The organism is Streptomyces sp. NPDC057424 (assembly GCF_042803315.1).
Lineage (GTDB): Bacteria > Actinomycetota > Actinomycetes > Streptomycetales > Streptomycetaceae > Streptomyces.
Genome location: NZ_JBHVCP010000005.1, coordinates 74,709 through 87,587, shown reverse-complemented (window position 1 = coordinate 87,587; position 12,879 = coordinate 74,709). Strand labels below are relative to the sequence as shown.

At 71.0% G+C, this 12,879-nt stretch carries 9 protein-coding genes and 1 pseudogene; 7 read left to right on the top strand and 3 right to left on the bottom strand.

Annotated elements, in window-relative coordinates; genetic code table 11:
• Positions 1 to 484: 484 nt before the first annotated feature.
• A complete protein-coding gene (locus tag ACFU3E_RS06840) occupies positions 485 to 1,399 on the bottom strand; it encodes a ribosome-inactivating family protein (RefSeq protein WP_384153156.1) in 915 nt (304 codons plus the stop codon).
• A gap of 360 nt (positions 1,400 to 1,759) precedes the next feature.
• Here ACFU3E_RS06840 and ACFU3E_RS06835 point away from each other — a divergent pair.
• The 5 genes and pseudogenes from ACFU3E_RS06835 to ACFU3E_RS06815 all read left to right on the top strand — a co-directional run.
• Positions 1,760 to 2,323: pseudogene (locus ACFU3E_RS06835) on the top strand (helix-turn-helix domain-containing protein); the annotation flags it as partial.
• Between the two features lie 5 nt (positions 2,324 to 2,328).
• The gene (locus tag ACFU3E_RS06830) at positions 2,329 to 2,613 is read left to right on the top strand and encodes a hypothetical protein (RefSeq protein ID WP_384153549.1); all 285 of its coding nucleotides are present in this window, start codon (positions 2,329 to 2,331) and stop codon (positions 2,611 to 2,613) included.
• A gap of 273 nt (positions 2,614 to 2,886) precedes the next feature.
• Entirely contained in the window at positions 2,887 to 3,471 is a 585-nt protein-coding gene (locus ACFU3E_RS06825) for a TetR/AcrR family transcriptional regulator (RefSeq protein WP_384153153.1), read from the top strand.
• On the top strand, positions 3,471 to 4,637 hold the full coding sequence (locus ACFU3E_RS06820; protein WP_384153150.1) for an FAD-dependent monooxygenase: 1,167 nt from the start codon (positions 3,471 to 3,473) through the stop codon (positions 4,635 to 4,637). The genes ACFU3E_RS06825 and ACFU3E_RS06820 overlap by 1 nt, the downstream gene beginning before the upstream one ends.
• A gap of 404 nt (positions 4,638 to 5,041) precedes the next feature.
• Positions 5,042 to 5,791 (top strand): calcium-binding protein, encoded by a 750-nt coding sequence (locus ACFU3E_RS06815; RefSeq protein WP_384153147.1) that lies wholly within the window; start codon positions 5,042 to 5,044, stop codon positions 5,789 to 5,791.
• 340 nt (positions 5,792 to 6,131) lie between these two features.
• Here the strand turns inward: ACFU3E_RS06815 and ACFU3E_RS06810 are convergent, their stop codons facing one another.
• Positions 6,132 to 8,303, bottom strand: a complete 2,172-nt coding sequence (locus ACFU3E_RS06810; protein ID WP_384153144.1) for a hypothetical protein — start codon at positions 8,301 to 8,303, stop codon at positions 6,132 to 6,134.
• Between the two features lie 315 nt (positions 8,304 to 8,618).
• Between ACFU3E_RS06810 and ACFU3E_RS06805 the strand changes: the two genes are divergently transcribed.
• A complete protein-coding gene (locus ACFU3E_RS06805; RefSeq protein ID WP_384153141.1) occupies positions 8,619 to 10,382 on the top strand; it encodes a PucR family transcriptional regulator in 1,764 nt (587 codons plus the stop codon).
• 80 nt (positions 10,383 to 10,462) lie between these two features.
• Here ACFU3E_RS06805 and ACFU3E_RS06800 read toward each other — a convergent pair whose 3' ends face one another.
• The gene (locus ACFU3E_RS06800; RefSeq protein WP_384153138.1) at positions 10,463 to 12,076 is read right to left on the bottom strand and encodes an alanine/glycine:cation symporter family protein; all 1,614 of its coding nucleotides are present in this window, start codon (positions 12,074 to 12,076) and stop codon (positions 10,463 to 10,465) included.
• A 382-nt stretch (positions 12,077 to 12,458) separates the two neighbouring features.
• On the opposite strand from ACFU3E_RS06800, the gene ACFU3E_RS06795 reads away from it, so the two are divergent.
• Positions 12,459 to 12,878 carry a trypco2 family protein gene (locus ACFU3E_RS06795; RefSeq protein ID WP_384153135.1) on the top strand — a complete coding sequence of 140 codons (420 nt, stop codon included), beginning with the start codon at positions 12,459 to 12,461 and terminating at the stop codon, positions 12,876 to 12,878.
• Position 12,879 lies beyond the last annotated feature (1 nt).

The following is a 12,879-nucleotide window of genomic DNA, read 5'->3' as shown; positions in this document are numbered from 1 at the left end:
GCCCGGTGCCGGAAGTGGTAGAACCGGACGTCCTCGGGCAGGCCGGCGGTCTCACACGCCTTCCGCCACGTCCGCCCGAAGGTGCTGCGCCGGAAGGTGGCCCCGTTCTCCCCGTCCCGCTGACCGGCCCGCCGTCGTGTCTCCCGATCCCCGTTTCCCGATCCCCATGCCGCCGCGGCGGCGGGCCTCCCAGACGCTCCCCACAGAGTGGGGACCGGGGTGTCGGCCCGCTCCCGGCCCGAGGAGGCCTTCAGGCTGCCGGCCCCTGCGACCACCAGCGGGCGGTGTACGCGCGCGACGCGCAGCCCCTCTGCCAGAAACGTGTACGCCGACGGCGCCGGAGTGGAACCCGGTCGGCCTGTGGCGGAGGTGCGGATCAGTCGCAGGGATGGCGGGAGCCCCCGGCGGACGGAGAGCCCCCGGCGGGAACGGGGGAAGAGTTCCGCCGGGGGCCGTCGATGCCGACCTCGGGCCGCCCGTCCGCCTACTTGGGCGTCTTGACCGGGCCGAGCGCGGCCATGAGGAGGTACTTCGCGTAGATGGCAGCGGTGGTGAAGGCGATGTCCTCCCACTCCCTGCCGCCGTTGCGGGGGACGGAGACGTACTGTCTCAGCGGCTCCGGGTCGGTGTAGTTCGACTTCTTGCGGGTCTCGCCCAGCACCTTGTTGAAGCGGCCACTGAGCTCACTCCACCGGTTCTGCATCGACACGTAGTGGCCGGGCATGTTACCCCCGGCGTGGCTCGCCTGGCTGCGGGCGATGAGGTCGGCGATGGGCCGGAAGCGAGTGGCCTCCGATATGCCCTGGGTCATCATCAGGAACGCGCGGGCCTGCTCCGGACGGCTCCTGCGGTCGGCCCGGATCAGTGTCTCCACCGCGTTGTTCCAGGCCTCCAGGCCGTACTGGATGTGGCCGCGGTCACCGCTCACCCCTGTCGCGGCTTCGATCTCCCCGTAGCTCTCCCCGAAGGTTGCCGACACCCCGTCCCGCTCGTTGTCCCGGCCGTTGACCGGCGGTTGCCTCTGTCCCCGGTCCACCGAGACGTACTGGTCGCGCCCGCCGGAGTTGCGCCACCAGCCCACGAGGTACAAGTTGCTGGCGCGCAGCCGCAATCGCACCGACCGGTCGTTGTGCGGCGCCACGACCCTGACGGTGAGGTAGCTCTCGGGGTGCCCGGCGCCCGAGGTGTGGTCGACGTTGTACGAGGTCCCTGGGACATCGGAGCTGCCATGGCCTTGGCCCACGTGCCGGCGGATCTCTCTGATGAAGGCGGCGTAGCTGGTGGTGTCGCCGATCTTCCAGGTGACGATGGGCTCGCCGTCGTTCACCGCGCTCGCGGTCGACACCATGCCGAGGGGACCGAGCAGGGTGGCGCACACCGCCAGTACGACCGTGGTCACGATCGATCCGACGGTGGCCCCACGCGTTCGCCGCCGTGGCGCTCTCGTCGTCCGGCGGCGCGGTTCCCGTTCGGGGATCGCCAAGACCTCTGACTGGGACATCGCTCTGTTCTCCAAGTGACTCGGGGTGCCGGTGTCCCGGCCTGCCAGAACCCGACGTTCGCAACCGACGCGTTGTTTGGCACGTCCCTTTTGTCACGGCAATCAATTCCGCGGGCCGGAAGGGATTGATTGACGCCATGTGCGATGTCGCCTGTCTGTCGCCTCGGGTTCATCCGGGAGCAACGACATGCCCCATATGGTCGTCTCTCCTCATATCACCCGATGTCGCTTTCAGTACGTGTGCGGAGGTACGCAACCGTGGGGCGTCCCGAAAGACCTCTGGACCCCGAGGCCGGTCCCGTTCAGCGGCTGGCTCATGAGCTCCGGGAGCTGCGCCGGAGCGCCGGGACCCCGTCGTACCGGACCATGGCCGGGACCGCGGGCTTCTCCGCGTCCACGCTGTCGCTGGCGGCGGCCGGCGAGCGGCTGCCGTCCCTCGCCGTCGTCCGGGGTTATGTGCTCGCCTGTGGTGGTGACCCCGGTGCGTGGGAGAGCCGCTGGAAGGACGCCGAGGCGGTGGCGGCGGGTGCGGCCCGCGAGGAGGACCAGGACGCGCCGCCGCCGTACCGGGGCCTCGCCCGGTTCGAGCCGGCCGACCAAGCGCTGTTCTTCGGCCGGGACCGGCTGGTGGAGGAACTGCTGGAGCTGGTGTGCGGGCACCGGTTCGCCGCGGTGTTCGGCGCGTCCGGCAGCGGGAAGTCCTCGCTGCTGCGGGCCGGGCTGATCCCTCGCCTGCGGGAGAAGGTCGCGGTCCGGGGCCGCCCGGCGGTGCTTCGGGTACTGACCCCCGGGGACCGGCCCGCCACCACGTACGCCGCACGCTGGCGGTGGGCGGCGAGGCGGGAAGCATCCAGCTGTGGGACGTCGCCACCCAGCAGCCGCTCGGCGGCCCGCTCACCACACCGGGCGAGGCGATCGACACGGTGGCCTTCGCCGCGGGCGGCTCCGCGGTGTACGCGGGAAGCGCGCACGCGCCACTCCAGCGCTACCCGATCGAGCCGTCGAAGGCGGTGGAGTCGGTGTGCGCGCGGGCGGGAGCGGCGGGCCTGACGCGGGCGCAGTGGCGGACGTACGTGCCCGACGTGCCGTACCGCCGGGTGTGCGGAGACTGACCCGCCGGGCCCGGCCACCCGCTCCGGCCGACCTGCCGCAGCGGCGACGTGGCTGCCGTGGCGGGACGGCAGAAGGGCCTTGACGCCGTCGGCGTCGGCGTCGGCGTCGGCGTCGGCGTCGAGCAGATCACGGACCGGCTCGAAGAGGCTCACAGCCGGGCAGCGCCCGTCGCGACTCCGCCGAAGGGCGACTTCCAGCCGAGCCACTTGGCACAGGGCAGCCGCGCACCCTACGATTGGACAGTCGTCCAATACGATCGGCCAAGGAGAGGGATGCCCGGTCGGACCAACGCCGAACGCGGCCGGAACGTACGCGTGCAGCTGCTGGCGGCCGCCAGGGAGCTCATCGGCGAAGTCGGCTGGAACGGCGTGAGCACACGAGTCCTGGCCGAGCGGGCCGGCGTGCGTTCCGGACTCGTGCACTACCACTTCGAGTCGCTCCAGGCGCTGCTGCGCCAGGCCGCACTGGAAGAGATGAGCCAGATGCTCGACGCCACCGCCTCGCTCCTCGCCGAGACGGCGAGCCCCGCCGACGGCGTCGAGGCGATGCTGTACGAACTCGACCGGTACAACGGCGCCGACCCCGCATCCCTGCTGTTCACCGAGGCGTACCTCGCCGCCACACGCGACGCCCTGCTGCACGAGCGCATGAGCGAACTCATGACCGGCTTCCGCACCTCCCTCGCCGCGGCACTGGCCCGTTCGGGGCACCACGCGCCGGAGGACGCGGCGAGCGTGATCATGGCTGTCTTCGACGGCTTCGTACTCCACAAAGGTCTTGATCCGGAGCTGTCGGCCGCTCGCGTCGCCCCTCTCCTGCGCCGACTCACCAGCACCGACCGGAACGGAGCAGACTGATGAGAGCCGTCATCTGCGGTGCCGGCATCGCCGGCCTGGCCCTGGCCAACCGCCTGCGTCAGCACGGGTGGGAGGTCCACGTCGTCGACCGCGCACCCGGGCCGCGCACCCAGGGATACATGATCGACTTCTTCGGCCCCGGATACGAGGCCCTGACCGCGATGGGCCTGCAAGCGCGGCTACGGGAACTCGCCAGCCCGGTCGAAGAGCTCCGCTACATCGACGGCCGTGGCCGCGTGACCGTCAGCGTCGACTACGCCCTCTTCTCGAAGGCGCTGAACGGCGAGATCGTCAGCATCATGCGCCCAGAGCTCGAACGCCTGCTCCGTGAGTCCGTCACCGATGAGATCGACCTTCGCTACGGCACCACCGTCGACCGGATCGACGACGGCAGGGCCTGGCTCTCCGACGGCACCACGCTCGACGCCGATCTGATCGTGGGCGCGGACGGCGTGCACTCCCGCGTCCGCTCACTGGCCTTCGGCCCCGAACGCGGATACCTCCGATACCTCGGCTTGCAGACCGGCGCCTTCGTCTTCACGGATCCAGAGGTCTTCGAGCAGATCCGTGGCCGGTTCGTACTCACCGAAACCCTCAACCGCCAGATGGGCTTCTACGGGCTCGGGGAAGGCCGCGTCGCGGTCTTCGCCGTGCGCCGCAGCACCGACCCGAAGCTGCCCGAGGACCCCCGCGAAGAACTGCGTCGCGCATACGCCGGCATGGGCGACCTGACACAGCGCGCCCTGGAGCGGTGCCCGCCGCCCGACGAGATCTACTACGACCAGGTCGCACAGATCGGCATGCCGCGCTGGACCGACGGGCGGGTGGCGCTCGTCGGCGACGCCGCTCACGCGGTCTCGCTCGTCGCCGGACAAGGCGCGTCCCTCGGCGTCGCGGGGGCCTATGTGCTGGCCGAACGGCTGCACGCGGCGCCCTCGGTTCCCGAAGCGCTCGCCGGCTACGAGCGGCGCTGGCGTCCGGTGGCGACCGAAGTCCAGCAGGCGGCCCGGGATCGCGTGACCGAATGGTTCCTGCCGACCTCGTCGGCCAGACTCCTGTTGCGGCGCTGGGGGTTCCGCGCCATGCGCCTGCCCGGCCTCGACCGGCTGCTGGTCGGCCCCTTGTTCCCGAAGAACCACCAGACCGTGGCCGAGCTGAGCGCCTGACCGCACGGCGGCACGAGCCGGCGCTCGATGGGGAGGAGGGGAGTATTCGGCAGTCGGCCTCCTCGCGAAACCCACTCGCAGAGACCAGCCGCAGGTACGGACCCGTCCCCGGAGTCGGGGAGGCGGCGCCGTCGAACGGCGGTCACGGCGGCGGAACCGCAAACGGAATCGCGGGGCCCCAAAGCTGGCGCGATCACGCCGTCACAGGGCGTGCGCTCGACGGCACGATAAGTGCCGCTGCGGCACACGGCCCTGATCAGTCCCTCCGGCAACGGAGAGGACGGCCGGGGCGGACGGGGTGGAGAGCCCCGGCGGTTCACACGCGAACCCCGTGCCATCAACCGGGAGGAAACCATATGAGCACTGCCAGACAGGCAGTTGTCGTGGCCATGCTAACTGGCGTCATGGCCTTCGCCCTGCCGACGGCAGCGCACGCCGCGCCACCGGCGACATGCAACGACATGCCTGCCGACATCGTCGGCACGGACGGCGACGACCGGATCGTGCTCAGCTCCGACACCCGCCTGGTGATCTCCACCGGAGCCGGTGACGACACCATCATCCTCAGCGGCGCCGGCAACCACGTCATCTGCGCCGGAGCCGGTGCGGACACGGTCATCGGGGGCAGCGGCGACGACTGGATGACCGGCGAGCAAGGCCGGGACCACGTCGAGGGCCGCAACGGCGATGACACCGCCTTCGGCGGAGAAGGCGCCGACACCCTGCTCGGCGGCACGGGCAACGACCGTCTCACCGGGAACGCCGGCGCCGACACCCTGGACGGCGACGCCGGAGCCGACTGGATCGACGGCCTGGGAGGGGCCGACCGGATCTCCGGCGGCGCGGGCGGCGACACGCTCTACGGCGGTGCCGGAGTCGACCGGATCACCGGCGACGCGGGCCCGGACACTCTCCATGGCGGGGCCGGGCCCGACACCCTGAACGGCGACGCCGGAGCGGACACCCTGCGTGGCCAGGCGGGCGCCGACGACCTCGACGGCGGCATGGGCAACGACCTGCTCTACGGCGGCGGCGGCAACGACCTGCTGACCGATCCCGCCGGCGCGGACGACTTCGGCGACGGCGGCGCGGGCGCGGCGGACCGGTGCGACATCCGGATCGAGACGCGGGTGAACTGCGAGACCCTCTTCTGAGGCGTCTCCTCCCGCCTCCCCTCATGCCGGGGCGGTGCCATCCGTCGTCTTCGTCGCCCGAGCCGCCGGCAACGCGGACCTGAGCACCGTCGACGCCTCCCGGCCGGGCCCCGCGCCGCGGCGTTCGACCGGCCTGTCGCACCACCTGGTCTGCACGGCCATCCGACGCCTGGGCGATTTTCCGAGGCGATGAGCCGTCGGTGCGCATGAAAACCGGGAGGCGCCCACGGGGGCGCCTCCCGGCCGAAGTCGAGGGCGAGGAGAGCGAAAGGACTTGGGTTCATTAGGAGTGAATGAGAAGGAAGCCCCTTCATGGCCTCGCCGTGGGCAACGCTAGCACTCAGCCCGGGATCAAGTCGCGCAGATTTTCGAGTGTGATGACCCGGGAGTCCGGGTGGAGCCCCTCGGGACGTTCGAGGCCGATGTACATCACGGGCTCGTCCGGGACCTGCTCGCCCTCCCACAGGTCCATGGCCGTGGTCTCACGGGACATCAGGTCGATCAGATACCCCACCGTCAGCTGCTCGCGCTCCACGAGGGCACGCACCACCTTGGACACCGACACCTGGTTCTCCTCGACCCGGTTGGCCTCCGAGATGCCCTTCAGATACAGGTGCAGCCACTTGGCGCGCCACCGGCCGTCCTCCCCGCGCAGGAACACCAGCGGCAGCGCCACCCGGCCCACTCCGCGCAGCTCCGACTTCATCCGCACCGTGCGCGGCTCGAAGGGACGGCCCTTCTGCTCACCGTCGCGCAGCATGAAACCGAAGAGGGACTCCTCGACCTCCTCGAAGCCTTCGCCCGCGTAGATGTTGACCTGCGGAACGATGAACGTGCCGCGCACCCGGTCCAGGGACAGGTTGATGAACTCCGAGGCCCCGTCGGGCGCCTCGGTGACATCTCCCGAGTGCTCGCCCCCGACGGCGGTGAGGGCCGTGTAGGAGAGCCAGGAGTCGCTGCTGTAGTCGCTGTGCAGAAGCAGGGCCGACAGGTCGTAGTCGGTCCGGTGCTCGGTCTCCTTCCAGTACACGAAGAAGCGCAGCAGTTCGCCGTCGACCTCCGAGACCGAGCCCCGTGGCAGTACACCGAACCCGGACGCGGTCGCCCTGCCGCTGAGCGGGAGCGCCACGTCGAGGACGTCGGGGTCGATCAACAGCCGGCCCGGCGCCGGGAGCCGGCGGCGCATCTCGGCGTCGAGGGCGGCGATCAGCCGGTCGCGGTCGGCGGCCGGTACCGCGGGCCGCACGTCGGCGGCCACCCAGGCGCGGCCCCGGCGGTTGACGAAGATGCGGGGTTCGCCGCTCTCCCGCTCCCGGTTGTGGAGGTGCTCACGGACCGAGAGGACGACCCGGCCGGAGACCTCCGGAGCGACCTCCACCGCGGCGGCCACCACCACGTCCCGCTCCTCCTGGTCCGCGGCGATGCGCAGCAGGAGGTCCAGGGCGCGGAACAGCTTGCCGGGAGCGGACTTCAGCAGCTTCACCGCACCGGTGACGTCGAACTCGTCGAGCAGCTCCTCGACGCGGCTGCCGAAGGACCGGGCCTCCTTCTCGCCCCGCGCGACGGCGAACACATCGGCGGCGTGCGGCCAGCGCGGGTACTCGTGTGGATGGAGGCGCTCACCGAGCCGCTTGAAGGGCTCGCGGTGCGCGTGCACGTCGGCGAGCTTGGCCGGGTTCGCCGCGACCACCGCGTCGAGACCCGCGAGCAGCCCCCGGCGCACCGGCCGCGACAGCGCCCGGAACCGGGTCGGCTCCTGGAGCGTCACGTCACCGTCCGACAGCGCGCAGGCCAGCCGCAGCACATCGGTGACGGTGTCCAGCAGGAGCTCGGCCCCGGCGGCGAGGCGGGCCTCGTTGACGACCGCCCGGTTCTCCCGGACGGGGATCGACTCCGGCTGGGGGCCGAGCGCGCATCGCCCGGCGAGGGTCCTCAGGTCGCGCAGGTGGTCCTCGCCCAGTGGCGTCGTGCTGCCCGCCAAGGCCAGGTACAGGTCCGTGAGTTCGTCGTCCAGGTCCCGCCCGAGGTGCAGGACGGTCACCCGGTCGCCCGCCGAGGCGATCAGCTCGTCCTGCGCCGCGAGCATCTCCTCGTAGGTGTGCTGGTAGCGGCCGTACACGGGGAGGCTGAGCAGATCCAGCACCCCGTGCGCCAGTTGGGTCAGAACGTTCTCGCGCGACGTGTCGTCGCCGAGCGCCTTCGTCACACACCGCATCCAGAACTCTTCGGTGTCCGGCACGTTCGCCGGAAAGTCGATGAAGTACGAGTTGTGCCGGACGTGGTCGCCCACCATCTCGCGCACGGTGCGCAGCGTTCGCCGGGCGGTGTGCACGACTGCGGCCTCGGACAGCCCCGACAACCGCTCCAGCAGCTCGGCCGAGAGCTTGAAGCCCACGGTTGCCAGCGCCGCATCGAACTGCCGTGCGACGGTGGTTCCTTCGCCGGGAGAGCCCTTGGGGCAGGAAAGGCGGAGGGTGTGCCGGATGACCAGCGACTCGAGACTGTGCTCCATTCGGGGATGATCGCAGAGGTGTGCGAGCCGGCGCACAGGAGTTTCCTGCCTGCGCTCCGGCACGTGGCATCAGCAGCGCGATCGTCATCGGCATCGTGATCGGCATCGCGATCGGGGTCCTCGGCGGACTCGTCGTCGTTCTGGCTCCCGGAGCAGCCGGACCAGGCCAGAGGTGTCGAGCAAGTGGATCACCGGCTGCGCTTCTCCGCCCTGGAGTCGGCGGCGGGGCCGTGCCGCCGGGGGGCTTCCCGTCTTCGCCGCCTCTTTGTATGTTTGTCCTGTTTCCAACGGGGGCGGGTAGGACGGTTACTCATCGTGGACGAGACGGCGACACCTCCGGCCGGCGCGGGCATACGGCAGTTGCTGCTCGCGCTCGGTGAGCCGGTCATCGACCTGGTCGCAGCGCCCCCCGGGCTGGAGGACGTCGAAGTCGGGGACGTGGCCATCCTCGACGCCGACGAGGAGCCGGAGCCGTACCAGGCGCATCTGGTGCTGATCATCGGCGCGCGTGGGCGCCGGGCGCTGCGTGTGGCGCGGGCCGCCGCCCGGCGCGGGGCCGCCGCGGTCATCGTCAAGATGGACGCGGACGACGACCGGGAGACGTTGAAGGAGCTCGCCGAGGACACCGGGGCCGTGGTGCTCGGCATCCGTCCGGAGGTCCGCTGGGCGCACCTGGACTCCTTGGTCAGAGGCGTGATCGCCGACACACGCCGGGCCGGTGAGCTGGAGTCCGCCGAGCAGCCCGCCGACCTCTTCGCGCTGGCCGAGACCGTAGCCGCCCTCACCGGGGGCAACATCAGCATCGAGGATGCCACCAATCGCGTGGTGGCCTATTCCCGCTCCGACGACGGGGTGGACGAGCTGCGGCGGCGTTCCATCCTCGGCTGGGAGGGCCCCGCCTACTACCTGTCGCTGCTGCGCGAGTGGGGTGTGTTCGAGCGGCTGCGGTCCGGCGGAGAGGTCGTGCGGGTCGAGGAACGGGCCGAGCTGGGGATCCGGCGGCGGCTGGCGATCGGTATCCGGGTCCAGGATCAGTGGCTGGGCTCGATCTGGGTGCAGGAGGGCAGCGGTCCGTTGGCCGACACGGCCGAGCAGGCCCTGGTCGGCGCCGCCCGTGCCGCGGCGCTGCTCCTCGTACGGCATCGGACCGGGACTCCGTCGGACCTTCAGGTGGAGGAGGCGCTGCTCGGGCGGATGCTCGACGGGCACATCGACCCGCGCACCTTCGCCGCCCGCATCGGGGCCGAGCTGACGAAACCGGCGGCGGTCGTGGCTTTCGCCCTGACGGACCTCGCTCGGCCGGACTCCGTTCCGGCCGGATGCGCTCCGACGGCTCCCGCCTCGACGGACTCCTCCCCGTCGGACTCCGTCCCGGCTGACGACTCCGCCTCCGCCGATCGCCCGGCCTTCGAACTGCGCCGGGCGGAGATGACCAGCCTGGTCACCGTGCACGCCGGCGCGTTCCGGCGCCGGGCCCTGGTGGCGGCCGGTGGGAGCCGGGTGTACATGCTGTTGCCCGGGTTGCCGGAAGGGGCGGGCGAGGGCATCGTCGCCGGGCTGGCGGGCGACATCGTGCGGTCGGCCGGGCAGCGCCTGCATCTCGATGTGCGCGCGGCCGTGGGCTCGGTGGTCGGCGGGCTGGACTCGATCGCCGCGTCGAAAACGGAAGCGGACCAAGTGCTCGGCATCATCACGCGCCAGGGCGATCCGCGCGTGGCCACCATTGCCGACGTACGCTCCGAGGTCCTCGTCGGCGAGACGCTCGCCCTGCTGGAGCAGCACCCGCGGCTGCGCGACCCGCGGATCTCCGCGCTGCTGGCCCACGACCGCGAGCACGAAGGCGGGCTGGTGCCGTCCGTGCTGGCCTATCTCGCGTCGCAGTTCAACATGCGGGCGGCGGCCCGACTCCTGCACCTGCACACCAACACCCTGCGCTACCGGCTGAAGCGAGCCGAGGCGATCAGCGGCATCGACCTGGCCGACCCGCACCAGTGCCTGTTCGCGCACCTTCAGCTGCTGCTGGAGACGGAGACAGTGCCCGTACGGGACGCGTCGCACACGTCGTCGTACGGGCACTGAGCCGGGGATCCGGGTAGCCGGGGATCCAGGTAACCGGGGGTCCGGGATCCGGCAGGCGCCGGGCCGGGGCCGGCCGGGAGCTACGCGGTGGGCTCCTCCGTGGCCTGCACCCGTGCTTCCGCGGCGCCTCGCGCACCGACGTCACCCGCGCGCAGCGCCTCCCGGAACCGGGCCAGCTCCTGCTTGACGAACGGGGCGAGGAGATAGAGGCCCACGATGTTGACCAGGGCCAGCAGGAACAGCACCGCGTCGGTGAAGTCCAGCACGCTGCCGAAGGTGAGCACCGCGCCGATCACGATGAACAGGCAGAAGACCAGCTGGTAGACGCGCTCGCTGGTCTTCGTCTTGCCGAACAGGTGGGTCCACGCCTTCTGGCCGTAGTACGACCAGGTGATCATCGTCGAGATCGCGAAGAGCAGGACGGCCACGGTGAGGACGTTCGGGAACCACGGCAGGACGGTCTCGAAGGCCGTGGAGGTGACCGTCACGCCGTCCGCCGTGGTGCCGTCGGCCGCGTACTGGGCCTTGGCCTCGTTCCAGAACGGGCTGTCGGCGATGACGATCGTCAGCGCGGTCATGGTGCAGATGACGACCGTGTCGATGAACGGCCCGATCAGCGCGACCAGGCCCTCGGTCACCGGGTAGCGGGTCTTCACGGCGGAGTGGGCGATGGGTGCGGAGCCCAGGCCGGCCTCGTTGGAGAAGGCGGCGCGGGTGAAGCCGACGATCAGGGCGCCGATGACACCGCCGACCACGCCCTCACCGGTGAACGCCTCGTGGAAGATCGAGCCGAACGCCGACGGGACCGACGTGACGTTGGTCAGGATGACGATGAGGCAGGCGCCGACGTAGATGACGGCCATGCCCGGCACGAGGCGGCTGGCGACCTTGCCGATCGACTTGATGCCACCGATGATCACGGCGCCGACGACGACGGCCAGCACGATACCCATGATCAGTGCGGAGCCGCTGCCGCCGAGCGCGCCGTCGTCACCGCCGGTGATGTTGCGGATCTGGGTGACGGTCTGGTTGGCCTGGAACATGTTGCCGCCGCCGATACCGAACAGCAGGATCATGACGGCCGCGAGCGCGGCGAGCACCTTGCCGACGACCCGGCCGCCGGCCCCCGGCAGCCGCTCGGCCAGCCCCTTGCTCAGGTACTTCATCGGGCCGCCCGAGAACGACCCGTCCGGGTGCTCGTCGCGGTAGCGCACGCCCAGCGTGCACTCGACGAACTTGGACGCCATGCCGAGCAGGCCGCACAGCACCATCCAGAACGTGGCACCGGCACCGCCGATGGTGACCGCCACGCCCACACCCGCGATGTTGCCGAGACCGACCGTGCCCGACAGCGCCGAGGACAGCGCCTGGAAGTGGGTGATCTCGCCCGGGTCGTCGTGCCTGCTGTACCGGCCGCGCAGGAGGTTCAGGGAGAGCTTGAGGGTACGGAACTGGATGAAACCGAAGTAGAGGGTGAAGACCGCACCGGCGACCACCAGCCAGGCGACGATCCACGGAAACGTGAGCCCGAAGAGGGTGACGTCGGCGAAGACGAAGTCACCGAGTCCCTTGGCGAGCGGATCGAACAACGAGTTGATCTTGTCTTCTGTCTGCCCGAGGATGCCGTCCTCCGCCCCCTGTGCCTGGAAGCGGCCACCCCCGAGCCCGGGCTGCAGCGCCTGAATCCGATGCATTGCGATCCTTTCCTCCGGCCACCCGTCGACCGTGACGGGGCTGGCAGGCCCCGAACTGGGGGCTTCACCACCGGGAAGTCGCCCGGAGCCCCTCGGGTTTGGGAAACCGTAGGATCCGGCGTGTGCCCGAGTTCCGGTACAAGTGCACAAAGAACCGGCCGGTACGCCGTCGATGTGACCGCGGCCCGAGACCGCTCCGGCAGCCGCGTAACCGGACCGGGCCCGCCGCCGGGCGGAGCGGACACGGCAGGAGGGTGGACGGCGGGGCGCACCGGGCTCGGCCGACCGCAGGAAGCGGATCCGCTGCCGAAGCGGGCGGCGTTCGGGCAGACTTCACCCGGGGCGTTCAGAGCGGGATATTTGTTGGGGGGAAGCGAACGGCATGGGAATCTCCCTTTCCGAGGCGCTTGCGGAGTTGCGGCGCGAGCTGTACGCGGCGCAGGCCGACGCATCGCAGCAGCAGTTCCGGTTCGAGGTGGAGAAGGCCGAGCTGTCACTGGAGCTGGAGTTCCGCCAGGAGGACAACGGCGGAGTGAAGGTCGAAGTGAACGCGTGGGCTGCCAAGGGCGGTGCGGAGGCGGGTGGCGCGCTGGGGCGTACGAGTCGGCAGACACTGACGCTGACGCTCCAGGTGCGTGATGAGGCCGTCGGCGGCGAGAGGGCCAGGGTCCGGCGGCCCGTCGGCGGACCGGCCCTGCCGGAGGACGACCCGCCGCAACCGTCCCCCGGCGCCCGGCGCCCGGACGACGGCGACATACGAGCCGACATGGCCGACGGGCATCGGCGGCCGTGGGAAGGGTGAC